Source organism: Novosphingobium marinum (assembly GCF_013408095.1).
Lineage (GTDB): Bacteria > Pseudomonadota > Alphaproteobacteria > Sphingomonadales > Sphingomonadaceae > Novosphingobium > Novosphingobium marinum.
The window spans coordinates 684,654-705,793 of record NZ_JACBZF010000001.1; the positions used below are offsets into that span (position 1 = coordinate 684,654).

The following is a 21,140-nucleotide window of genomic DNA, read 5'->3' on the forward strand; positions in this document are numbered from 1 at the left end:
CATCAGCCCAGAACTCCAAATACGAATATCGCCGCGACGACCAGGATCGCGACAAGCGCAAGCGTTTTCACCAGTCCCGCCAGCAACTTCCATGCGAGCGCGATGGCCGCGATCGCCAGGACGATGACGAGAATGGGCTCCATTACCACTCGCTCCGGTAATCGTGGTTCTCGTGAACCATTGCCTCGAGCGTGGTCGGCCCGCCGAGCGGTTCACTGGTGTGGCGGCCCGGCTCCTGCGTGCCCGTCTTGGGCTGGCGACCGGCGGCAAGCTCGTCGAGAACGTGATCGAAGCGCTCGGTGGTCAGGTCCTCGTAATTGTCGTCGTTGATCTGGACCATCGGGGCAGTGGCGCAGTTGCCCATGCACTCGACTTCGGTCAGGGTCCACATGCCGTCATCGGTCGTGTGGCCCTTCTTCATGCCGCGCGCCTTGCAGGCGGCAAGGATATCGTCGGAGCCACGCAGCATGCAGGGGGTCGTTCCGCAAACCTGGACGTGGAAGCGTCCCACCGGCACGAGATTGTACATCGTGTAGAAGGTCGCGACCTCGAGGACGCGGATAACCGGCATGTCGAGCTCTCTCGCGACGAATTCGATCACCGGGATCGGCAGCCAGCCCTGCGTGCTCGTTTCCTCCCCGACCTGGCGCTGGGCGAAATCGAGCAGCGCCATCACGGCGGAACGCTGGCGGCCTTCGGGATACTTCGCGATCTCGAATCGTGCACGTTCGGCCCACGCGGGTTTCCACGAGAAGCCGCCCCAGCGTTCGCGCAGTTCGGGAGTATCGGGCTCGATATAACGGTCAGCCATTACCCTTGGCCCTCCACTTGCGATGCGAGTAAACCGTCATGAGCGAGGTCGCGAGGATCACGAACATGACGCCCCCGCCCTCGAAGACCTGGCCGATCCCGAACGCAATCGCCGCGATGAGCAGCGCAGCTACACCGACAATCCAGAGAGGGGAACGCTCAGCCATGTCGGCCCTTTCGCTTCAGCCAGACGTCCTGGCCATAGAGGAACAGTTCGAAGCCGCCGATACCGGCTACCAGCATCGGTACAAGGTCGGCAGGCCGCACGCCCGACCAGACCTCGAAGAAATACCAGAGCGCAAGGGTGATGCCGGTAATCGCAGCCCACACGCGCATGAGATCGAATGTCTGCAACCTCATCGCTCCCCTTCCGTGACCGGGACGTTTGTTCACACTGCTCACGCTGCTGCTCCGGCTTGGTTCAGACGGCGCTCGATCCAGCGACCGGCGTAGAGGCCAGCGACCGCAGCAAAGGCATTCGAAAGCACGTCTTTCAGCGGGACCTCGCCATGAAAGACAAGAAGATAGGCCGCGATGGCGGATGCGAATGCAGCGAAGGCAGCCACGAGGATGAAGACTTCGCGCATCACCTGTCGCATTCCCCGAAGACGACGTCGATTGCGCCGAGAATCGCGGTGGCGTCGGGCAACATGTGCCCCTTACACATGAAATCCATTGCCTGGAGGTGGCTGAACGCGGTCGGCCTGATCTTGCAGCGGTACGGCTTGTTCGATCCGTCCGACACGAGGTACACGCCGAATTCCCCCTTGGGGCTCTCGGTTGCGACGTAAACTTCGCCCGCGGGCACATGGAAGCCCTCGGTATAGAGCTTGAAGTGGTGGATCAGGGCTTCCATCGACTGCTTCATCTCGCCGCGCTTGGGCGGAACGACCTTGCGGTCGTCGCTGGCGATGGGGCCGTCGGGCATCTCGGCCAGGCACTGCTTCATGATGCGCATCGACTGCCGCACTTCCTCGACGCGCACGAGCATGCGGTCGTAGCAATCGCTGTTCGTGCCAACGGGCACTTCGAAGTCCATGCGGCCGTATACGTCATAGGGCTGGGACTTGCGGATGTCCCACGGAATGCCCGCGGCACGGATCATCGGACCGGAAAAGCCCCAGGCAATCGCGTCCTCGCGGCTGACCTTGGCAATGTCGACGTTGCGCTGCTTGAAAATGCGGTTGTCGACAACGAGGCTCATAGCGTCGTCGAACAGTTCGGGCGCACGTCCGTCCAGCCAGTCGGCAAGATCGGTCAGCAGCTTGAGCGGAACGTCCTGGTGCACGCCGCCCGGCCGGAAGTACGCGGAGTGCATGCGCGCGCCCGAAGCCCGCTCGAAGAAGTTCATGCAATCTTCGCGGATCTCGAACATCCACAGGTTCGGCGTCATGGCGCCGACATCCATCACGTGGCTGCCAAGATTGAGCATGTGGTTCGAAATGCGGGTGAGTTCTGCAAACAGGACGCGCAGATATTGCGCGCGCAGCGGTACCTCGATGTTCAGCAGCTTCTCGATCGCCAGGACGTAGCTGTGCTCCATGCATAGTGGCGAGCAGTAGTCCAGCCGGTCGAAGTAGGGCAGCGCCTGGAGATAGGTTTTGTGCTCGATCAGCTTCTCGGTCCCGCGATGCAGCAGGCCGACGTGGGGGTCTATGCGCTCGATGATCTCGCCGTCGAGTTCCATGACCATGCGCAACACGCCATGCGCAGCGGGGTGCTGCGGACCGAAATTGATCGTGTAGTTGCTGATCGTGTCGTCGCCCGTTGTGGGGGACTGTTCGAGTTCGAGGCCGCTCATGCGCCGCACCTCCATGTTCCGGGTGAATAGATCGTGGTCGCACTGTCCGCGGCGATGACGGTAAGGTCGGCAGGCCATTCGCTGCTTTCCACCCCGACCGGACTGCCCTCGCCCTCGGCGCGATCCACCCGCAGGGTGTAGCCGCCGCCCACGAGCACGGGTCCCGCCTCAACATACTGTGCGGAGGCGGTCTGCGCTTCGAGTTCGACGACTTCGCCGCCAATCCGCGCGACGCCCAACGCCGGACCCGCCGAGCCAGCCGCCCGGTCGAACGTGTCGGGACGCCCTACCGAAAGCAGTTCGCGACCGCCCTCGTCGCGGAAGGCGCAGCCACCGATGTTTTGCATTCGGCCCGCAATCGCCGTGCCGTCGTTTTGTCCAAGCGGCTGGAGTGAAGGAGCATCGGCCCCTGCACCCGGCCTGCCGGTCGGCGGAAGCGCTTTTGCCATGATGTCGGGCTCAGCGCCGGGCTCAACCGTTGCCTCTCCGGAGCCATCGGACGGCACCGTCATGTCGCAGGCGGCGAGCATGCAAAGGGATAGGGTCATCGCGGCAACCCTCATTCTATGTCCTTGTCGGTCTCGGTCGCGCCCTTTGTGTCGCGGCTCTTTTCGGAGCGCGGCAATTCGTCGGGCCGATCCTCGGTCGGTTTCGGCGCACCGGGCTCCTTGGCAGCAGCTTCCTTTTCCGCCGGAGCGCCCTCGCTCACCGGCTTGGCCGCCTTGGCGTCGGCTTTCGCCCCCGCACCCGTTTTATTGGGACCATCGGTGGTCTTCGGATCGGCAACCGGCGGAACGTCGGCCTTCTCGTCGCCGGGAAGCACGTAGTCGGCGCCTTCCCAGGGGCTCATGAAGTCGAACTGGCGAAGGTCCTGCGCAAGCTGCACAGGCTCGTACACCACGCGCTTGTCCTCTTCGGAATAGCGCAGCTCGACGTAGCCGGTCAGCGGGAAATCCTTGCGGAAGGGATGGCCCTCGAACCCGTAGTCGGTGAGGATGCGGCGAAGGTCGGGATTGCCCGAGAAAAGCACGCCGTAAAGATCGAAGACTTCGCGCTCCAGCCAGCCGGCATTGGGCCATAATGTCGTGACGGTCGGCACCGGAGTCTTCTCGCCGGCCGTGACCTTGACGATTACCCGGTGGTTCCTGGTCAGCGAAAGCAGCATGTAGACGACTTCGAAACGCTCCGGCCTCGAAGGGTAGTCCACGCCCGCGATTTCCATGAGTTGCTGGTATTCGTGCTCGTCGCGCAGGAGGCGAAGCACATCCTCGATCCGGTCGCGCGCTACGGTCAGCAGGATTTCGCCGTGCTCTTCCTTGGTCGAAAGGAGCATGTCGCCAAGCGCCGCCGAAATCGCGGCGGAAACGCCCTCATTGGACGCGTAGCGCGGCGCTGGGTGAAGTACCGTCATAGCCACGTCCTCAGCGTTCGATCGTGCCCGAGCGGCGAATCTTGCGTTGCAACTGCATCACGCCGTAGAGCAACGCTTCGGCAGTCGGCGGACAGCCCGGGACGTAGATGTCGACCGGCACGATGCGGTCGCATCCGCGCACGACCGAGTAGCTGTAGTGATAGTACCCGCCGCCGTTTGCGCACGATCCCATCGAGATCACGTACTTGGGATCCGACATCTGGTCATAGACCTTGCGCAGCGCCGGAGCCATCTTGTTGCAGAGCGTTCCGGCAACGATCATCACGTCGGACTGACGCGGCGATGCGCGCGGGGCCACGCCAAAGCGCTCCATGTCGTAGCGCGGCATGTTGACGTGGATCATCTCGACGGCGCAGCACGCCAGCCCGAAGGTCATCCACCACAGCGACCCGGTGCGCGCCCACTGGAACAGTTCTTCCGTCGAGGTAACGAGAAAGCCCTTGTCCGAGACTTCCTGATTCACCGCATCGAAGTAGGCCCGATCGGGAGCGGTCGAAGCGGCTTCCGGGTGCAGCGCGGGATTGAGAGAGGGGTTCTGCGGCGTATTCATTCCCAGTCCAGAGCTCCCTTCTTCCATGCATAGGCAAGGCCGACCGCCAGCTCTCCCAGGAAGACCATCATCGTGATCCAGCCGGGCCAGCCCGTAAGATCGAGCGAGACGGCCCACGGAAACAGGAACGCCGCTTCGAGGTCGAACACGATGAAGAGGATCGCGACGAGGTAGAAACGCACGTCGAACTGGCTGCGCGGGTCCTCGAACGCCGGGAAGCCGCACTCGTACTCGCTGTTCTTCTCGGCATTCGGATTGTGCGCGCCGGTAAGGCGAGAGACCCCCATCGGCAGGAACACGAACGCTGCCGAAAGGACCATCGCGATCGCCAGGAAGAGCAGGATCGGCAGATATTGGGAAAGGTCGACCACTGGGTGCTGACTCATCGATTGCTTCTATGATGCGCGCCCTAGTCCCGGCAGCGCCGCTGCGCAAGGGCAGGCGCGGCCCGGATGGCAACTTGCGGGCCATTGGTTGCACTGCGCGCAACTGCGGTTCGCCAAAGCGCAATCGATTGCAGTGATACTCGCGCGACACTACCTTTGGGCCACCTTTCCCGACCGCGAATGGAGGACATCTCCCATGCCAGTTCCGACCGACCCGATCGTCATCCTTTCCTACGCTCGCACCCCCATGGGGTCGATGCAGGGTTCGCTTTCGGGAGCATCTGCGACCGAGCTTGGAGCAACCGCGGTCAGGGGCGCCGTGGAGCGCGCGGGCATCGCCGGCGATTCCATCGATCGCATCTACATGGGATGCGTCCTTCCCGCCGGCCTGGGGCAGGCTCCCGCCCGGCAAGCGGCAATCAAGGCGGGCCTTCCGAAGTCGGTACAGGCGACGACAGTCAACAAGGTTTGCGGTTCGGGCATGCAGACGATCATCATGGGGACAGAGGCGCTGGCGGTCGGCAATGCCGACGTGATCGTCGCCGGCGGCATGGAGAGCATGACCAACGCGCCTTACCTCCTGAAAAAGCATCGGTCTGGTGCGCGCATCGGGCACGATACGGCCTATGACCACATGTTCCTAGATGGCCTCGAAGACGCGTACGAGGAAGGACGCGCCATGGGCACCTTCGCCCAGTGCACCGCCGACGAATACCAGCTCACCCGCGAGGAGATGGACGACTATTCCATCGAGTCCTTGCGCCGTGCCAATGCGGCGATAGAGAACGGGGATTTCGCGGACGAAGTGGTGGCGGTCACCGTTTCGGGCCGCAAGGGCGACACCGTCGTGGAAACCGACGAACAGCCAGGCCGCGGACGGCCGGACAAGATTCGCGAATTGCGGGCCGCCTTCGCCAGGGAGGGTACGATCACGGCAGCGACCTCGTCCTCGATTTCGGACGGAGCGGCAGCAGTCGTGCTGACGCGCGAGGGCCTGGCGAAAGAAAAGGGTTTCACGCCCCTCGCCCGCATCGTGGCGACGGCTGCGCACGCTCAGGAGCCTTCCCAGTTCACCACCGCTCCTGTCGGCGCGATCGAGAAGCTTCTCGACAAGGCGGGCTGGTCGGTCGACGACGTGGATCTGTGGGAAGTCAACGAGGCATTCGCCTGCGTTGCCATGTTCGCGATGCGGGACATCGGGATCGCTCACGACAAGATCAACGTGAACGGCGGCGCGACCGCACTTGGACACCCGATAGGAGCATCCGGGACCCGGATCGTGGTCACGCTGCTCAATGCCCTCAGGCGTCAGGGAAAGAAGCGCGGTGTCGCCAGCCTCTGCATCGGCGGCGGAGAAGCAACGGCGATCGCAGTGGAGATGGTCTGAAAGCGATCAGGGCGCTTCGCTGGCACCCCACAACCTGTCTGCGGGCGCAAAGCCCCTGTTTCCGCCGACATCGAAGCTGCACCAGCCCGCCTCGCAATCGCCGAGCAGCCCGACCGCTCCCGGCTCGACCTTCCACAGGAGGCGCGCTGCCGCATCGGGTTCGGCGCGCATTTCGACGAGCTCTTCGCCGGTGACGATGGCGGTGCGCTCACGCTTAAGGAACCGGGCGACCATCCAGCCCTGCTCGCCGTCGGGATCCTCGATAAGGCGCCAGCCCTCCTTGATCCTGAGAACTTTCACGGGCAAGTCGCGGCGCTTGTAGACCCAGGCAATGCGATAGGTGCCGGCAGGGCCGACACGCATGTTCACTTCATCGGCGCGAATGGATGCCCAGTAAGGCACTTCCCGGTCCTGCGCGCTCGCCGGAGAAACGAGCGCACAGAGCGCGGCTGCAACGATTATGCTGAAAACCCGGACCATGGGTCGTCCATAGCCTTAGCACGATTACCCGTTCAAGCCGGCTTGACCTCATGGGCCGCCAGCGAATAGCGCGGTACCGTTATGACCGTCGTGACCGACAAATCAGATACCCGGCGCGTGTCCGGCAAGCCCAGGGTCATCGTGACGCGGCGACTCCTGCCCGATACCGAGGCGAGGATGGGCGACCTGTTCGATGTGACCCTGAACGAACAGGACAAGCCGATGAGCCGAGCCGAGCTCATCGATGCGGTACGCTCCTGCGACGTACTCGTTCCGACCGTTACGGACACTATCGATCGTGACCTGATCGATGCCGCCGGCGAACGGCTCGGACTGATCGCCAATTTCGGAGCGGGCGTGGATCACATCGATCTCGCCGCGGCGCGCCAGCGCAGGATCATGGTCACCAACACACCGGGCGTCTTTACCGAAGACACTGCCGACATGACGATGGCGCTGATCATTTCGACGACGCGTCGTTTTTCCGAGGGTTTCAGGGCCGTGCAGGAAGGACGCTGGTCAGGCTGGTCGCCCTCCGCCTACCTCGGACACAGGATCGGCGGCAAGCTGCTCGGCATCGTCGGCATGGGGCGCATCGGGCAGGCCGTCGCGCACAGGGCCCGCGCGTTTGGCTTGCGGATCGTCTATCACAACCGGCATCCGTTGCCGGAGGCAGTGGAAAACATGCTCGCCGCGCGCTTCGAGCCCGATCTCGACAAACTCGTCGCCGAGGCAGACATTCTTTCGTTGAACTGCCCGGCAACCCCGGAAACCCATCACATCCTCGATGCGCGTCGCATCGCCCTCATGAAGCAGGGCGCGTACCTGGTGAATGCCGGCAGAGGCGAACTGGTCGACGAGAAAGCGCTGATAGCGGCCTTGGCCGAGGGACGGCTCGGCGGGGCCGGTCTCGACGTTTACGAAAACGAACCGGACGTTCCGGCTGCGCTTCTGAAACTGCCGAACGTCATCGCGATGCCGCATCTCGGAAGTGCGACGGAGGAAGGTCGCGGTGCGGCAGGCGAGAAGATCATCGCCAATATCCGATTCTGGGCAGACGGGCACCGTCCTCCCGACCAGGTTCTCGACACCCTGATATGATGCTTGCGCAAAAGCGCTTGTTTGTTTTCTCAAAATTGTCCTAGAGCCTCAGCTGGGATAACGGGGAGGATTTTCATGCGTCAGGCGCGTGCGCTCTTTTTTGCGCTTCTTTCGATGGGCTGGCCGGCTGCGGCTTTCGCGCAGGCAGGTCAGATCGACGTCGCCGACAGTGGCGACACCGCATGGATCCTTGTTTCCGCTGCGCTCGTCCTGATGATGACGGCGCCGGGCCTCAGCCTCTTTTACGGCGGCCTTGTCCGTTCGAAAAATTTTCTGTCGGTCCTGGTTCAGTGCGGCGCGATCGCGGGTGTAGCCTCGCTGCTCTGGATCGTGGTCGGCTACACGCTCGCTTTCGGTCAGGTGTCGAACGGCTGGCTCGGAGCGGGCAACGCCTGGATGCTGATCGACCTCGGCAACGTGCGCGAAGGCCTCCTCGTGCCCGAGAGCGCATTCTCCCTGTTCCAGATGACTTTCGCCGCTATTACGCCCGCGCTCATGGTCGGTGCGTGGGTCGACCGGGCGAGGTTCGGCTGGGTCATAGGTTTCTGCGCCCTGTGGGGGCTTATCGTCTATGCGCCTGTCGCGCACTGGGTGTGGGGCGGCGGCTGGCTTTCGAGCGCGTTCGGTACGCTCGATTTCGCAGGCGGTATCGTCGTCCACACGACGGCGGGCGTGTCCGCACTGGTCGTGGCAATGCTGCTCGGGAAGCGGCAAGGCTTCCCCAAGACGCCGCTGCTGCCGCACAGCCCTTCGCTGACCATGGCTGGCGCGGCGATGCTGTGGGTCGGATGGTTCGGCTTCAACGGCGGTTCCGCCCTCGCCGCGAATGACGATGCCGCGGCGGCGATCATCAACACCCACGCTGCGGCGAGCGCGGCGGCCCTCACCTGGCTGCTGATCGAGCGCTTCGCGCTGGGCAAGCCGACGAGCGTAGGTTTCGCCACCGGCGCCATTGCCGGACTTGCCACCGTAACGCCTGCCGCAGGCTTCATCTCTCCGGGTGCGGCCATCCTCTTCGGAGTTGCCGGTGCCGCGATCTGTTACGGCGCGATCCAGGTCGTGAAGTTCAAGCTGACGATCGACGATTCCCTGGATGTCTTTGCCGTCCACGGAGTCGGCGGGATGACAGGATCGCTGTTGCTGGCCGTGTTCCTCGCCTCCTCGTTCGGCGGGATCGGTTTTGCTGACGGCATGACCATGGGCGGTCAGTTCGTCGCACAGCTTGTCGGTGTGGTTGTCGTCCTTGTCTGGTCGGCGATTGCCACTGTCATCGTGGCGCTGATGGTGTCTCTGCTTTTCCCGATGAGGGTCGGGGAAGATGCAGAACGCGACGGGCTCGACATCTCGAGCCATGGCGAGCGCGCCTGGGAATTCGATTGAGGTCGAGGCGGGAGCCGCGCCGTAAAGCGGCTCCCTGCCCTGTCAGTCGCCGGTCAGGATCCGCTCGACCAGCTGCTTCACCGTCGGCGTGAAGTTGTTCGAGTAGAACGGATCCTGCCTGAACCGGTACGCGGCATGGCCAGCGAACATCAGGTTCTCGTCGACCGGGCCGCCGTGGGCGATGTCCTGAAGCGTTTTCTGGATGCAGAAGCTGCGCGGATCGGCCAGCCTTCCCGTGCTGTAGTCGTCGTGGTCCTTCCACGCAGAGAAGCCGCAATGCGACAGGCAGCCCATGCAGTCGGCCTGGTCCTTGCGGATCGTGGCGCGTTCTTCGGTGGAAACGAAAACCACGGTATCGTCGGGGGTCTTGAGCGCTTCGGTATGTCCCTCGGCCACCCACGAGCGGGCACGATCGCGGTCCTTGGGCGTAACCCAGAAGTTCTTGCCCTTCACTCCGGCATCGAGCTGCACGGTGTGCTCGCCCGCCTCGACACGCGAATAGGGGATCTGACGGTCCGATCGAGCCTCGAGGTTGCGAAGGAATGAGTTCCTGACCGCCGATGAGTAAAATCCGGTCGGCGAGAACTTGTGCAGCAGCACGTCGCCGGGTTCTAGATTGCGCAGTTCGTCCTTCCATTCCTGTGGGATGGGACTTTCGTGCGTAAGCAGCGGACGCGTGCCGAACTGGAAGGCGATGGGACCAAGCTCGGGATTGTCGATCCAGTCGTCCCACTCGCGCAGGTACCAGACTCCGCCCGCCATCACGATCGGCACGTCGTCCGAAACGCCTTCCTTGCGCATCATGTCGCGCAGCTGCTTGACCCGCGGATAGGGATCCTCCGGCTTCGTCGGATCCTCCGCATTCGACAGGCCGTTGTGCCCTCCAGCCAGCCAGGGATCTTCGTAGACGACCGCGGCCATGAGGTCCGAGACCTTGTGGTAAGCGCGTTTCCACAGCGCCCTAAAGGCCCTGCCCGAACTCACGATGGGCAGGTAGTTAACATTGAAGCGCGCGGCGATCTCGCTCAGCCGGTATGGCATGCCCGCGCCGCAGGTCACGCCTGCCACAAGCCCTCTCGTGCGTTCGAGAACGCCTTCAAGCACGGCTTGCGCACCCCCCATTTCCCACAATACGTTGATGTTGATGGCACCCTTGCCACCGGCAATGTCGTAGGCACGGCGAACCTGCTCGACGCCGCCGTCGATAGCGTAGCGGATCAATTGCTCGTGACGTTCCTTGCGGGTGAGCTGGTCGTAGACCTGGGGGATGATCTTCCCTTCGGCGTCGTAGCTGTCGGCATTGACCGCACTGACCGTGCCGATGCCCCCGGCGGCGGCCCATGCTCCAGACGACGCGTGGTTCGTCGCTGAAACACCCTTCCCGCCTTCAATGACCGGCCAGACCTCGCGGCCGCCATACATGATCGGCTGTAAACCCTTGAAACTCATTACAGTATCAGTCTTTCCCCTGACCGCCCGGCTCACTTGCCGTTCGCGTCGCCGTTACCTGGCTGCTGGCAGGGCTTTATCTCGGAAGGCGCCGGTTGTTCTTCCGCAGCCTCGAATTGAGCATAATAGCCTTGAAGGTCGGGCTTACGCACAAATTCGGTCAAGCGAAAGCCCGTGGCAGAAAATTCGCAGAAAAGCAGCGTCGGCGGGATACCGTGTCGGTCCGTCGGTCGGTCGACGTCGACCACGATGACTTTGCCTCCGGGATGGAGCGCAGGTCGCAGGCGCCAAAGGAAGGCATATGGTTCGGCGACTTCATGGTACATGTGGACAAGGAAGACCCGATCAAAGCTTGCCTCGGGCAAACGCGGATCGTCCTCGGCGCCGAGCTTGATCGAGACATTGTCCAGCCGCTCGCGTTCGACGCGGGCGCCCAGCCGGCGAAGGGCCTGGCGGTCGATATCCTGCGCCAGCACGCGCCCTTCGGCCCCGACCCGCTCTGCCAGCCGGACAGTGTAGTAACCCTCACCTGCACCGATATCGGCAACCGTCATTCCGGACTCGATCTGCGCCAGGTCCATCACCGTCTGGGCTTCGTTGACGCTGTCGCGCTCGGTCTCGGTCGAGAACTGGTTGGCGCCGAGCTCGGATACCGGCCTGTCGGGTTTTGGGAACGCGAGCGCGCTTTCGGGACGGTCGGGATCGGCGGTACGCCCCTGGCACCCTGAAAGCGGCAGCGCAGCGATCAGGAGAATGCAGGCAAGCGGACGCATCGCAAACTGCATGCGGTCCATCAGACCTCGGGTTGCCATCCTGCCAAGCATGCCGGGATCAATCGTCGTCCGTCACTTCGACCTTCTCGCCCGTGACCTTTTGCGACAGCGCTGCGGCCATGAAGCGATCGAGGTCTCCGTCGAGAACGTCGCCCGGCGAAGTCGAGACGACGCCGGTGCGGAGATCCTTGACCTGCTGATAGGGCTGGAGGACGTAGCTCCGAATCTGGTGCCCCCATCCGATTTCGGTCTTGGCCTGGTATTCGCCCGAAGCCGCAGCCTCGCGTTCGGCCAGTTCCTTTTCGAAAAGTCGCGCCTTCAGCATGTTCATAGCGGTCGCGCGGTTCTTGTGCTGGGAACGGTCGTTCTGGCTTGCGACCACGATGCCGGTCGGGATGTGCGTGATACGAACCGCAGAGTCCGTCGTATTGACGTGCTGGCCGCCCGCGCCGGAAGCGCGATAGGTGTCTATGCGCAGGTCTGAATCGACGACCTCGATCTCGATGTCGTCGTCGATGACCGGGTAGACCCAGACGCTCGAAAAGCTCGTGTGACGGCGCGCGGAGCTGTCGTAGGGGCTGATGCGGACGAGGCGGTGCACACCGCTTTCGGTCTTCGCATACCCGTATGCGTTTTCGCCCTTGATCAGGAGCGTGCAGCTCTTGATGCCGGCTTGCTCACCCGCGTGATAGTCTACCAGCTCGACCTTGAAGCCGCGCCGCTCAGCCCAGCGCGTGTACATGCGCTGCAGCATTTCCGCCCAGTCCTGGCTCTCGGTGCCGCCTGCGCCGGCATGGACCTCAAGGTAGGCGTCGTTGCTATCGGCCTCACCGGAAAGCAGCGCATCGACCTTGTCGGAATCGGCACGCTCGGCGAGCGTTTCGAGTGTCGAAAGTCCCTCGTTCACAGTGTCGTCGTCGCCTTCGGCCTCGCCAAGTTCGACAAACTCCACAGCATCGGTCATTTCCTGGCTGATCTCGTTGACCGTGCCGATCGCCGATTCCAGCCGGCGACGTTCCCGCATCACGGTTTCGGCTTCCCTGGGATCGTCCCAGAGCGTAGGATCCTCGACGCGCGCGTTGAGCTCGTCGAGGCGCCGCACCGCACGATCCCAGTCAAGCGACTGCCGGATAAGTCCGAGCGCCGCTTCTATCCTCTCGATATGAGCCTGCCCTTCGGCACGCATAGTACTCAAACTCCGAAAAATCCGCCGCTCCGCTTAGCGAAGCGTCGCAGAATGTAAACAATTCGGCGAGGTCGGAGGCCGCCAAAGGCCATCCGGTCGCGACCCGATCGGCTACTTTGCGGCCAGTCGCTTCACCGCCGCCAGAGTGAGCCGGACATGATCGCGATAGTCCATGTCGGAATGAACGAACGCGATCCGGCCGTCCTGCCCGATGACATAGCTTACCCGGTCGGCCATTCCCGAAGCCTTGCCTTCCAGTTCGAGCGCGACATCGTACGCATCGATAATGGCGGGGCTGGCCGTCGCTACTGCGAACTTGTCGCGACATGCCTCGGTCGAGAAGCGCTTGAGCAGGTCGAGATCGTCCGCCGACATGCCGATGACCGTCGCCCCGGCTGCGGCGAATTCGTCGTGCGCGTCGGCAAAGGCCTTGGTCTCGAGCGTGCAACCGTGCGTGAACGCTTTCGGGTAGAAGTAGAGCACGACCGGCCCCTTGCGCAGAGCTGCCTGCAAGTTGAATGCATAGCCCTTCCCCGCAAGTGCACCTTGCGTCGAGAACATCGGGGCCTTCGATCCTGCGGGTAATTCGCCAAACGCGGACGCCGGAAAGGCGAGCGTGGCAAGGGCGGCAAGCACTGCGGCAATCTTGGTCATGCATCCTATGTGGACGCCGCAATGCTTCTTGTCGAGGGGTCGCCAGCCCGCTTGCGAGGTTGCGTGCCGGACTGTAGAGCGGGCGCGATTTCCAGATAAGTCAATTTCCAGAGGACCCCGATGGCCGCTCAGTACGCCTTCGTCATGAAGGGCATGACCAAGACCTTTCCCGGTGCGCAGAAGCCTGTGCTTTCCGACATCAACCTGCAGTTCTACCAGGGTGCGAAGATCGGCATCGTCGGCCCCAATGGCGCCGGCAAGTCGACGCTGATGAAGATCATGGCCGGGATCGACACCGATTTCACCGGCGAAGCCTGGCCGGGGGAGAACATCACGGTCGGTTATCTCCCGCAGGAGCCCGAACTCGATCCGGACAAGACCGTTCTCGAAAACGTCAAGGACGGCGCGCGCGAAACCGCGGACATGGTCGACCGCTTCAACGAGATCTCCATGCTGATGGCCGATCCGCCCGAGGACGCGGACTTCGACAAGCTCATGGAGGAGATGGGCGAACTCCAGGAGAAGATCGACGCGGTCGATGGCTGGACCCTCGACAACCAGCTCGAAATCGCGATGGAAGCGCTGCGCTGCCCGCCGTCTGACTGGTCTGTCGAAAATCTGTCGGGCGGTGAAAAACGTCGCGTCGCCCTCACCCGGCTGCTCATCCAGAAGCCCTCGATCCTGTTGCTCGACGAGCCGACCAACCACCTCGACGCCGAAAGTGTCGAATGGCTTGAAAACCACCTCAAGGAGTACGCGGGTGCGGTGCTGATGATCACCCACGATCGCTACTTCCTCGACAACGTGGTGGGCTGGATTCTCGAACTCGATCGCGGAAAGTACTTCCCCTACGAGGGGAACTACTCGACCTACCTCGAAAAGAAGGCCAAGCGGCTTTCACAGGAAGAGCGAGAGGAAAGCGGCCGCCAGAAGGCGCTCAGCCGCGAGCTGGAGTGGATCAGGCAGACGCCGTCGGCACGCCAGACCAAGTCGAAGGCGCGTATCCGCAAGTTCGAGCAGCTTCAGGATGCCCAGGCGGACAGGCGCCCTGGCAAGGCGCAGATCGTCATCCAGGTTCCCGAACGCCTGGGCGGCAAGGTGATCGAGGCGCAGAACATCTCGAAGGCCTATGGCGACAAGCTGCTGTTCGAGGACCTGTCCTTCACGCTTCCGCCGGGCGGCATCGTCGGCGTCATAGGCCCCAACGGCGCCGGCAAGTCGACGTTGTTCAAGATCATCACCGGCCAGGAAGAGCCCGACGACGGCAAGATCGACGTCGGCGAAACGGTTCGTCTCGGCTACGTCGACCAGAGCCGCGACCATCTCGAAGGCAAGAACAATGTCTGGGAGGAAATCTCGGACGGGCTCGATTACATGCAGGTCAACGGCCATGACATGTCGACCCGCGCCTATGTCGGCGCATTCAACTTCAAGGGTCAGGACCAGCAGAAAAACGTCGGCAAGCTTTCCGGTGGCGAGCGCAATCGCGTACACCTTGCCAAGATGCTGAAAGAGGGCGGCAACGTCCTCCTGCTCGACGAGCCGACGAACGACCTCGACGTCGAGACGCTCGGGGCACTCGAGGACGCGATCGAGAATTTCGCCGGTTGCGCCGTGGTTATCTCGCACGATCGCTTCTTCCTCGACCGGCTCGCTACGCACATCCTCGCATTCGAAGGCAACAGCCACGTCGAATGGTTCGAAGGCAACTTCGCGGACTACGAGGAAGACAAGCGCCGCCGGCTTGGCGATGCGGCGGACAGACCCACACGCCTCGCCTACAAGAAACTGACGCGGTGACGGCGGCTTGGTCGCTCGGCTTCTAACGGTCCGGGGCCGGGTACAGGGCGTATTCTATCGCGACTGGACGGTCGGGACCGCACGCGATCTGGATGTTTCCGGGTGGGTCAGGAACGAGCCGGACGGCACGGTCTCAGCCCACCTCGAAGGCGATGCGGATAGGCTCGACCAGATGATCGCGCGAATGCATGACGGTCCGCCGGCGGCGCGTGTCGAACAGATCGATGTAGTCGAAGCGGTACCGGAGGAACTCGGGGATTTTCGCCGGCGCTAGGGCGATATCCAGCGTCCCTCACCCCGCACGAAGATCGCGCGCCTGTGACCGGTGTGGGCCAGGCTGAACCAGTCGATCTCGATCAGGTCGACGAGCAGCACGGCGAAATTCTGCCGAGCGGCTTCCAGTTGGCTGTCGCTCGGCTCGATCCCTTCCGCCCAATCCGGAAGACCCGACGTCGGCGCGTTCGACACGGCGCCGGGCGCTGCGCCGAGATAGCACCTCCTTGCGAAATTGGTGCTTTCCAGCCAGGCGCGGTCGGCCGACGGACCTTCGTTTTCGATCCGTGCGCGCCCGCGACAACGGATCTGGAGCTTTGCCTCGCGATCGTAGAACAGCAGGCCGATATCCGGGTCGCGCTTGATGACCGCAACTTTCGGCGCCCTCGCATCGGTGTGGAAGCGAGCGGTCTGTTCTGCGGTGTCAAGATGGCGAAGCACCATCACGCGGGCGTCGGCATCGGCGGTGGAGACTACCGGGGTGTGCATTGGCGAACGCCTGTCGATCGCGCCCCTTGCTAGCGCCGAAAGCACCCCGGTCCAGATCGCTTCGAGATTCTCGCTCATGGCACCCGGCCTTGCGTTTCCGCGGCACAAACATTACGTTCATAAAAGTGAGAGGAAACCTTAACGTAGGACTTCTGCACGGTTCACCTTCGGGTCAGTGCGACTGGTCTAGAAAGCAAGTGTACCGCCGCTGAGCCGAGAGCGCGGGAAAAACCGCAACTGGCGAGAGAGAACATGATGAAACCTAGTGCATTTCTGAAATCGAGCGCATGGGGCGCTATGGCCGCTGCGGTCGCAATGATGGCGATGCCGGTGGATGCCTATGCGCAGAACCGCGGCGGTGATCGCGGCTCGCAAGCCGAGCGCTCGCGCGGCAATGGCGGCGGACAGTATCGCTCGCAACGCCTACGTGTCACGCAGGAAGGCCGTGCTGCCCAGCGTGCGCAGCGGACAGAGCGCCGCTCGCAAAGGACCGAAAGCCGTCCGCAGCGTACCGAACGTCGTTCGCAGAATGTCGAGCGCCCCGCCATCAACCGCGCTCGCGAAGCGGCGCGAGACCAGCGCAACCGGACCTATCGGGACGCCCGCCGCGAGGCGCGCGATGATCGCCGCGGCTATCGCGACGGTCGCCGGACCGATGCGAGGCAGGATTACCGCGACCAGCGCCGGGCCTACAGGGACGGTGCTCGCGACCAGCGCCGCTATAGCGACCGCCGCGACTATCGCGACCAGCGCCGCTATGATGATCGTCGTAATTATCGCGATCAGCGTCGCTACGACGAACGTCGCAATTACCGCGAGGCGCGTCGCGACTACCGTCGCTGGAACCGCCAATGGCGCAGCAACAATCGGTACGACTGGCAGCGTTATCGCGCGAACAACCGTCGCCTCTACCGGGTGGGACGTTACTATTCGCCGTACAATTCGTGGTCCTATCGCCGGCTCTCCATCGGGTTCTCGCTGAATTCGCTGTTCTATTCGAGCCGCTACTGGATCGACGATCCCTGGCAGTACCGCCTGCCCGAAGTCTACGGCCCCTATCGCTGGGTGCGCTACTATGATGACGTGCTGCTGGTCGACATATACACCGGCGAAGTGGTCGACGTGATCTACGACTTCTTCTGGTAACAACCGTTTCCGGCATCGACCGGAAAGAGAGCCCCCGCTTCCCCTTGAGCGGGGGCTCGTTCGCATCGTCAATCCCTTCGCAGCGCCGGTATCATCCGCGCGAGACCGCCGTGGCGGTCGACGAAATGATGCTTGAGCGCCCCGGCAACATGCAGCGCAAGGAGCACGAGCATGATCGCTCCGAACGTTTCATGGACCTCATGCAGGATCTCGCCGCTAGCCTCGTTGACGCGATAGGGCAGCGCCGGGACATCAAACAGGCCGAAAAAGCTGACTGGCTTGCCCGAATAGGCCGAGACCATCGACCAGCCGGTGAACGGAATGGCGACCATCAGGAAATAGAACAGCGAGTGGACAACGCGCGCGAGAGCAACTTCCCAGGCCTTCATGTTCTCCGGGAACGGCGGCGGTCTGTGCGTCAGTCGCCAGAGAATCCGCAGAACCGTGAGGACAAGGATCGAGATTCCGACGGCCTTGTGGATACCCATCAATTGCGAGGCGTCTTCCTTCGGCATGTCCTCCGCGACCCACACGGCGATGAAGTTCAGGACGATCAGCGCGGCAATGATCCAATGGAATGCGATTGCGCCGGAATTGTAGCGCGTGGCTGCTGTCATGGTCTTGCTCCCCAAGGACTTGAAATACGAACGTGGCGCAAAGCTCGCGGGTCGACAAGACGGGGCATGACTCGCGTCCGGTCTTGCCATCGCAGAGCGAGGCGATAGGCAGGGCGCGTGAGCGACGAAGATGCTGCCCTTATCGCCCCCAATCCGGACAAGACCGCTCTGAAGCGCGTCGGCGAATTCGTGCGCGCAAGACTGGCCGCCGATCCGTCGATCTACAGGGTGCCCATCGATCAGGCCGAGATCTTCGCTTCTTCCGACTTCTTGAGCAGTGCCGAATGCGACCGGCTCATCGCCATGATCGACGAAGTCGCGCGACCGTCCGAAACGTTCGATGCCGAAGATCACTACGCCTATCGAACGAGCTATTCGGGCGACGTGAACCCGGATGACAGCTTCGTGCGGATGATCGAGCGGCGGCTGTCGGATCTGCTGGGCATCGACCTCGCCTGGAGCGAGACGATCCAGGGTCAGCGCTACTTTCCTGGTCAGGAGTTCAAGGAGCACAACGACTGGTTCGACACGCGTGCGCCCTACTGGAAGGAGGAGAAGCGACGCGGCGGGCAGAGAAGCTGGACCGCGATGGTGTTCCTCAACGACGTCGAGGAAGGGGGAACCACCCAGTTCGTCAAGGTCGGAGTGAAAGTCCCGCCCCAGCGCGGCGCGTTGCTGCTGTGGAACAACGCCCTGCCCGATGGGTCGCCCAACGAGTTTACGATGCACGCCGCCCTGCCCGTCGAACGCGGGGTCAAATACGTCATCACCAAGTGGTTCCGGACACGCCCCTGGTCCTGAACCCCTGATTTGATCAGGTACGGCGGGCCAATGCTTCCGCGATCAGCTTGCGCGTGTTCGAGACGCCGTAAAGGGCAATGAAGCTTCCCATCCGAGGGCCCTGGCTCGATCCAAGCAGGGTTTCGTAGAGCGCGCGAAACCAGTCACGCAGGTTCTCGAATGCGAATTCATCCTGCTTGCCGATCTCGTAGACGCTGGTCTGGAGGTCCTCGGCCGGAGTATCCTCGCCGGCGGCGGCAAGTTCGGCATCGAGAGCCTTCAGAGCCTCCGCCTCGTTCTCGGCCGGAGCGCGCTTGTTCAGCGTCGGCGCGACGAAATCCCGGTTGTAAGCCAGCGCCGCCTCGACATGGCGCGCGAGGTCGGGGTGCGCCTCTGGCGTCGCATCGGCGATATAGTTTCCAAGGTAGGACCAGACCTGATCCGCACTCGCTTCCGCGCCGAGCACGCCGACGAGATTGAGCAGCAGCCCGAATGTGACCGGCAGTGTGTCGCCCGCGCCCGAACCGTCGCCGGTCGCGCGCAACAGGTGCCAGACCGGGTTGCCCAGTTGCTTGTCGAGTGCCTGGTCGGGCAGGTTGCCCCGGAACTGCCAGTATTCGTCGACGGCGCGCGGTATCACGCCGATGTGAAGCTGCTTTGCGCTCTTCGGTTCGCGGAAAAGATAGAACCCGAGGCTCTCCTCGGTGCCGTAGGTCAGCCACTCATCGATGGTCAGGCCGTTACCCTTGGACTTCGATATCTTCTCTCCCTTCTCGTCGAGAAAGAGTTCGTAGATCATTCCTTCCGGACGGCGCCCGCCGAGGATTTTCGCGATCTTGCCGGATTGCACCACGGTGTCGGTATGGTCCTTGCCCGACATCTCGTAATCCACGCCGAGCGCGACCCAGCGCATCGCGAAATCGACCTTCCATTGCAGCTTGGACCAGCCGGACAGGATAGTGTGCTCGACGAGCTTACCCTCGTCCTCGAAGCGGACGATCCCGGCTTCGGCGTCGACCACCTCGACCGGTACCTGCAGCACCTGCCCCGACGACGGCGAGACGGGCAGCACCGGCGAATAGGTCTTGCGCCGTTCCTCGCGCAGGGTGGGAAGCATGACGTCCATGATCGCATCGAAATTGCGCAGCACATTGCGCAGCGCATCGTCGAGAGCACCGGAGTTGTATCGCTCCGAAGCCGAGACGAATTCGTAGTCGAATCCGAACCGGTCGAGGAAGGCGCACAGCATCGCATTGTTGTGATGCGCAAAGCTCTCGAACTTTCCGAACGGATCGGGGATGCGGCTCAGCGGCTTGCCCATGTGCGCGGCGAGCATTTGCGGATTGGGAATGTTGTCGGGGACCTTGCGCAGGCCATCCATGTCGTCCGAAAAGGCGACCAGCCGGGTCGGCGCTCCCCCCGTCAGGACATGGTAGGCATTGCGCACGAGCGTCGTGCGCAGCACTTCCTGGAAGGTTCCGATATGGGGCAGACCCGACGGTCCGTATCCGGTCTCGAACAGGATCGGAGCTCCGTCCTTCCCGTCGGGATACCTTTTCAGGAGCTTGCGAGCCTCCTCGAAGGGCCATGCCTTGGACGTGCGGGCGGCGGCTTGCAGTTCAGTGTCGGTCATTGCCAGCGCCTTTCGCCCGAATGTCGCCGTTTCGCAAGTGCGAAGCGATGCGCCTGTCGGAACCGAAGCCGGAGGGAACGGTTAATCAATGTGAATTCGTTGGAAGGACTTACAGTTGGATTACGTCGAAACGCTGCAGGAACAGGTCAACGCGATGGCGCGCGGGTTCGTGCAGGCTTTGCCGTCGCTTGCCATTGCACTCGTCATCCTATTCCTGACCTGGCTCGTCGCGAAGTTTGCGGTCCGTATCGCGGACAAGATTACCGACAGGGCTTCGATCCGCGACGACCTGAAGCAGCTCGTCGAAACGCTCGTGAAGCTGGCGATCTGGATCGTCGGCATCGTGATCGCACTTACCGTTGCCATCCCGAGCTTCACGCCGGCCGGGGCTTTCGCGGGCCTTGGCGTAGGTGCACTGGCCATTGGCTTTGCATTTCAGGACATCTTCGAGAACTTCCTCGCCGGCGTGCTCCTGATGCTGCGGGAGAAGATGCGGATCGGCGACGTGATCGAGTGCGAGGGTATTATCGGCAGGGTCGAGAAAACCACGCTGCGCGAGACTTACATCCGGCAGCTGTCCAACGAACTCACGGTCGTTCCGAATTCGCTGCTGTTCAAGAATCCCGTGAAAATCCTCACCGACGAGACGATCCGCCGAAACGAGATCGTCGTCGGCGTGGCCTACGATACCGACCTCGAAAAGGCGCAGCGCATCATCATCGATACTGTCGAGGCGCTCGATAGCGTTAAGAAGGACAAGCCCGTCCTCGTCTTTGCGCAGGAGTTCAACTCGAGCTCGATCGACTTCCTCGTCCAGTGGTGGGCCGATTCGGCTCCGCGCGACCTGCGGCTGACCAAGAGCGACATCGTGATGGCAGTCAAACGAGCGCTCGACGATGCGGGCGTCGAGATTCCGTTCCCCTACGTCACGCATACCTTCAAGGAGCGCGTCCCGCTGGCAGAGCCGTTGAACGACGCGGCCTGACGCTTGTCTATGGCGAGCGCCCGCTGCA

26 protein-coding genes are annotated in these 21,140 nt (G+C 62.7%); 8 read left to right on the top strand and 18 right to left on the bottom strand.

All coding sequences use genetic code 11. The annotated features are described in order from the left end of the window. Positions 1–2: 2 nt before the first annotated feature. The 10 genes from FHS75_RS03195 to FHS75_RS03240 are packed head-to-tail and all read right to left on the bottom strand — an operon-like array spanning position 3 to position 4,964. Entirely contained in the window at positions 3–143 is a 141-nt protein-coding gene (locus FHS75_RS03195) for a hypothetical protein (RefSeq protein WP_179406258.1), read from the bottom strand. Beyond that, a complete protein-coding gene (locus FHS75_RS03200) occupies positions 143–811 on the bottom strand; it encodes a complex I 24 kDa subunit family protein (protein ID WP_179406259.1) in 669 nt (222 codons plus the stop codon). Before FHS75_RS03200 ends, FHS75_RS03195 begins: the two co-directional genes overlap by 1 nt. Next, positions 804–977, bottom strand: a complete 174-nt coding sequence (locus FHS75_RS03205; RefSeq protein WP_179406260.1) for a hypothetical protein — start codon at positions 975–977, stop codon at positions 804–806. Before FHS75_RS03205 ends, FHS75_RS03200 begins: the two co-directional genes overlap by 8 nt. Beyond that, positions 970–1,170, bottom strand: a complete 201-nt coding sequence (locus FHS75_RS03210; RefSeq protein ID WP_179406261.1) for a hypothetical protein — start codon at positions 1,168–1,170, stop codon at positions 970–972. The genes FHS75_RS03205 and FHS75_RS03210 overlap by 8 nt, the downstream gene beginning before the upstream one ends. Positions 1,171–1,208: 38 nt before the next feature. After that, positions 1,209–1,397: a hypothetical protein gene (locus FHS75_RS03215; protein WP_179406262.1), complete on the bottom strand. Its 189-nt coding sequence runs from the start codon at positions 1,395–1,397 to the stop codon at positions 1,209–1,211. Continuing rightward, on the bottom strand, positions 1,397–2,611 hold the full coding sequence (locus FHS75_RS03220; protein ID WP_179406263.1) for an NADH-quinone oxidoreductase subunit D: 1,215 nt from the start codon (positions 2,609–2,611) through the stop codon (positions 1,397–1,399). Before FHS75_RS03220 ends, FHS75_RS03215 begins: the two co-directional genes overlap by 1 nt. Further along, complete coding sequence (locus tag FHS75_RS03225; RefSeq protein WP_179406264.1) at positions 2,608–3,159, bottom strand: hypothetical protein; 552 nt, start codon at positions 3,157–3,159, stop codon at positions 2,608–2,610. Before FHS75_RS03225 ends, FHS75_RS03220 begins: the two co-directional genes overlap by 4 nt. An 11-nt stretch (positions 3,160–3,170) precedes the next feature. After that, positions 3,171–4,022 carry an NADH-quinone oxidoreductase subunit C gene (locus tag FHS75_RS03230; protein WP_179406265.1) on the bottom strand — a complete coding sequence of 284 codons (852 nt, stop codon included), beginning with the start codon at positions 4,020–4,022 and terminating at the stop codon, positions 3,171–3,173. Between the two features lie 10 nt (positions 4,023–4,032). After that, on the bottom strand, positions 4,033–4,593 hold the full coding sequence (locus FHS75_RS03235; protein WP_179406266.1) for a NuoB/complex I 20 kDa subunit family protein: 561 nt from the start codon (positions 4,591–4,593) through the stop codon (positions 4,033–4,035). After that, positions 4,590–4,964, bottom strand: a complete 375-nt coding sequence (locus FHS75_RS03240) for an NADH-quinone oxidoreductase subunit A (protein WP_179406554.1) — start codon at positions 4,962–4,964, stop codon at positions 4,590–4,592. The genes FHS75_RS03235 and FHS75_RS03240 overlap by 4 nt, the downstream gene beginning before the upstream one ends. 211 nt (positions 4,965–5,175) lie before the next feature. On the opposite strand from FHS75_RS03240, the gene FHS75_RS03245 reads away from it, so the two are divergent. Next, entirely contained in the window at positions 5,176–6,366 is a 1,191-nt protein-coding gene (locus tag FHS75_RS03245; protein ID WP_179406267.1) for a thiolase family protein, read from the top strand. Between the two features lie 6 nt (positions 6,367–6,372). Here the strand turns inward: FHS75_RS03245 and FHS75_RS03250 are convergent, their stop codons facing one another. After that, a complete protein-coding gene (locus FHS75_RS03250) occupies positions 6,373–6,846 on the bottom strand; it encodes an SH3 domain-containing protein (RefSeq protein ID WP_179406268.1) in 474 nt (157 codons plus the stop codon). Between the two features lie 81 nt (positions 6,847–6,927). Between FHS75_RS03250 and FHS75_RS03255 the strand changes: the two genes are divergently transcribed. Both FHS75_RS03255 and FHS75_RS03260 read left to right on the top strand, forming a co-directional pair. Continuing rightward, on the top strand, positions 6,928–7,947 hold the full coding sequence (locus tag FHS75_RS03255) for a 2-hydroxyacid dehydrogenase (RefSeq protein WP_179406269.1): 1,020 nt from the start codon (positions 6,928–6,930) through the stop codon (positions 7,945–7,947). Positions 7,948–8,022: 75 nt separating this feature from the next. Continuing rightward, on the top strand, positions 8,023–9,327 hold the full coding sequence (locus FHS75_RS03260; protein ID WP_179406270.1) for an ammonium transporter: 1,305 nt from the start codon (positions 8,023–8,025) through the stop codon (positions 9,325–9,327). 42 nt (positions 9,328–9,369) lie between these two features. Here the strand turns inward: FHS75_RS03260 and FHS75_RS03265 are convergent, their stop codons facing one another. The 4 genes from FHS75_RS03265 to FHS75_RS03280 form a co-directional block, all read right to left on the bottom strand. Beyond that, a complete protein-coding gene (locus FHS75_RS03265) occupies positions 9,370–10,776 on the bottom strand; it encodes an NAD(P)H-dependent flavin oxidoreductase (RefSeq protein WP_179406271.1) in 1,407 nt (468 codons plus the stop codon). Between the two features lie 32 nt (positions 10,777–10,808). Further along, entirely contained in the window at positions 10,809–11,588 is a 780-nt protein-coding gene (locus FHS75_RS03270) for a class I SAM-dependent methyltransferase (protein ID WP_244958962.1), read from the bottom strand. Positions 11,589–11,607: 19 nt separating this feature from the next. Continuing rightward, complete coding sequence (gene prfB / locus FHS75_RS03275) at positions 11,608–12,735, bottom strand: peptide chain release factor 2 (protein ID WP_179406272.1); 1,128 nt, start codon at positions 12,733–12,735, stop codon at positions 11,608–11,610. 111 nt (positions 12,736–12,846) lie between these two features. Continuing rightward, positions 12,847–13,389: a peroxiredoxin gene (locus tag FHS75_RS03280; RefSeq protein WP_179406273.1), complete on the bottom strand. Its 543-nt coding sequence runs from the start codon at positions 13,387–13,389 to the stop codon at positions 12,847–12,849. A 120-nt stretch (positions 13,390–13,509) separates the two neighbouring features. Between FHS75_RS03280 and ettA the strand changes: the two genes are divergently transcribed. Both ettA and FHS75_RS03290 read left to right on the top strand, forming a co-directional pair. Further along, positions 13,510–15,189, top strand: coding sequence for an energy-dependent translational throttle protein EttA (gene ettA, locus FHS75_RS03285; protein WP_179406274.1), 1,680 nt, complete (start codon positions 13,510–13,512; stop codon positions 15,187–15,189). Between the two features lie 7 nt (positions 15,190–15,196). Further along, positions 15,197–15,463 carry an acylphosphatase gene (locus FHS75_RS03290; protein WP_179406275.1) on the top strand — a complete coding sequence of 89 codons (267 nt, stop codon included), beginning with the start codon at positions 15,197–15,199 and terminating at the stop codon, positions 15,461–15,463. Here the strand turns inward: FHS75_RS03290 and FHS75_RS03295 are convergent. Further along, positions 15,460–16,029, bottom strand: a complete 570-nt coding sequence (locus FHS75_RS03295) for a pyridoxamine 5'-phosphate oxidase family protein (RefSeq protein WP_229735473.1) — start codon at positions 16,027–16,029, stop codon at positions 15,460–15,462. The two genes, FHS75_RS03290 and FHS75_RS03295, sit on opposite strands and share 4 nt — an antisense overlap. Positions 16,030–16,203: 174 nt before the next feature. Between FHS75_RS03295 and FHS75_RS03300 the strand changes: the two genes are divergently transcribed. Further along, on the top strand, positions 16,204–17,097 hold the full coding sequence (locus FHS75_RS03300) for an RcnB family protein (protein WP_179406276.1): 894 nt from the start codon (positions 16,204–16,206) through the stop codon (positions 17,095–17,097). A gap of 68 nt (positions 17,098–17,165) precedes the next feature. Here FHS75_RS03300 and FHS75_RS03305 read toward each other — a convergent pair whose 3' ends face one another. After that, positions 17,166–17,714 carry a cytochrome b gene (locus FHS75_RS03305; protein ID WP_179406277.1) on the bottom strand — a complete coding sequence of 183 codons (549 nt, stop codon included), beginning with the start codon at positions 17,712–17,714 and terminating at the stop codon, positions 17,166–17,168. Between the two features lie 117 nt (positions 17,715–17,831). On the opposite strand from FHS75_RS03305, the gene FHS75_RS03310 reads away from it, so the two are divergent. Next, positions 17,832–18,515: a prolyl hydroxylase family protein gene (locus FHS75_RS03310; RefSeq protein WP_179406278.1), complete on the top strand. Its 684-nt coding sequence runs from the start codon at positions 17,832–17,834 to the stop codon at positions 18,513–18,515. A 13-nt stretch (positions 18,516–18,528) separates the two neighbouring features. Here FHS75_RS03310 and FHS75_RS03315 read toward each other — a convergent pair whose 3' ends face one another. Next, positions 18,529–20,127: a lysine--tRNA ligase gene (locus FHS75_RS03315; protein ID WP_179406279.1), complete on the bottom strand. Its 1,599-nt coding sequence runs from the start codon at positions 20,125–20,127 to the stop codon at positions 18,529–18,531. 115 nt (positions 20,128–20,242) lie between these two features. Here FHS75_RS03315 and FHS75_RS03320 point away from each other — a divergent pair, with 115 nt between their 5' ends. After that, the gene (locus tag FHS75_RS03320) at positions 20,243–21,112 is read left to right on the top strand and encodes a mechanosensitive ion channel family protein (protein WP_179406280.1); all 870 of its coding nucleotides are present in this window, start codon (positions 20,243–20,245) and stop codon (positions 21,110–21,112) included. The last annotated feature ends 28 nt before the right edge of the window (positions 21,113–21,140 follow it).

Excerpts from the sequence above, each read along its gene's own strand:
- FHS75_RS03195 (WP_179406258.1), bottom strand. The coding sequence starts at position 143 with ATGGAGCCCATTCTCGTCATCGTCCTGGCGATCGCGGCCATCGCGCTC.
- FHS75_RS03200 (WP_179406259.1), bottom strand. The coding sequence starts at position 811 with ATGGCTGACCGTTATATCGAGCCCGATACTCCCGAACTGCGCGAACGC.
- FHS75_RS03205 (WP_179406260.1), bottom strand. The coding sequence starts at position 977 with ATGGCTGAGCGTTCCCCTCTCTGGATTGTCGGTGTAGCTGCGCTGCTC.
- FHS75_RS03210 (WP_179406261.1), bottom strand. The coding sequence starts at position 1,170 with ATGAGGTTGCAGACATTCGATCTCATGCGCGTGTGGGCTGCGATTACC.
- FHS75_RS03215 (WP_179406262.1), bottom strand. The coding sequence starts at position 1,397 with ATGCGCGAAGTCTTCATCCTCGTGGCTGCCTTCGCTGCATTCGCATCC.
- FHS75_RS03220 (WP_179406263.1), bottom strand. The coding sequence starts at position 2,611 with ATGAGCGGCCTCGAACTCGAACAGTCCCCCACAACGGGCGACGACACG.
- FHS75_RS03225 (WP_179406264.1), bottom strand. The coding sequence starts at position 3,159 with ATGACCCTATCCCTTTGCATGCTCGCCGCCTGCGACATGACGGTGCCG.
- FHS75_RS03230 (WP_179406265.1), bottom strand. The coding sequence starts at position 4,022 with ATGACGGTACTTCACCCAGCGCCGCGCTACGCGTCCAATGAGGGCGTT.
- FHS75_RS03235 (WP_179406266.1), bottom strand. The coding sequence starts at position 4,593 with ATGAATACGCCGCAGAACCCCTCTCTCAATCCCGCGCTGCACCCGGAA.
- FHS75_RS03245 (WP_179406267.1), top strand. The coding sequence starts at position 5,176 with ATGCCAGTTCCGACCGACCCGATCGTCATCCTTTCCTACGCTCGCACC.
- FHS75_RS03250 (WP_179406268.1), bottom strand. The coding sequence starts at position 6,846 with ATGGTCCGGGTTTTCAGCATAATCGTTGCAGCCGCGCTCTGTGCGCTC.
- FHS75_RS03255 (WP_179406269.1), top strand. The coding sequence starts at position 6,928 with ATGACCGTCGTGACCGACAAATCAGATACCCGGCGCGTGTCCGGCAAG.
- FHS75_RS03260 (WP_179406270.1), top strand. The coding sequence starts at position 8,023 with ATGCGTCAGGCGCGTGCGCTCTTTTTTGCGCTTCTTTCGATGGGCTGG.
- FHS75_RS03265 (WP_179406271.1), bottom strand. The coding sequence starts at position 10,776 with ATGAGTTTCAAGGGTTTACAGCCGATCATGTATGGCGGCCGCGAGGTC.
- FHS75_RS03270 (WP_244958962.1), bottom strand. The coding sequence starts at position 11,588 with ATGGCAACCCGAGGTCTGATGGACCGCATGCAGTTTGCGATGCGTCCG.
- prfB (WP_179406272.1), bottom strand. The coding sequence starts at position 12,735 with ATGCGTGCCGAAGGGCAGGCTCATATCGAGAGGATAGAAGCGGCGCTC.
- FHS75_RS03280 (WP_179406273.1), bottom strand. The coding sequence starts at position 13,389 with ATGACCAAGATTGCCGCAGTGCTTGCCGCCCTTGCCACGCTCGCCTTT.
- ettA (WP_179406274.1), top strand. The coding sequence starts at position 13,510 with ATGGCCGCTCAGTACGCCTTCGTCATGAAGGGCATGACCAAGACCTTT.
- FHS75_RS03295 (WP_229735473.1), bottom strand. The coding sequence starts at position 16,029 with ATGAGCGAGAATCTCGAAGCGATCTGGACCGGGGTGCTTTCGGCGCTA.
- FHS75_RS03300 (WP_179406276.1), top strand. The coding sequence starts at position 16,204 with ATGATGAAACCTAGTGCATTTCTGAAATCGAGCGCATGGGGCGCTATG.
- FHS75_RS03305 (WP_179406277.1), bottom strand. The coding sequence starts at position 17,714 with ATGACAGCAGCCACGCGCTACAATTCCGGCGCAATCGCATTCCATTGG.
- FHS75_RS03315 (WP_179406279.1), bottom strand. The coding sequence starts at position 20,127 with ATGACCGACACTGAACTGCAAGCCGCCGCCCGCACGTCCAAGGCATGG.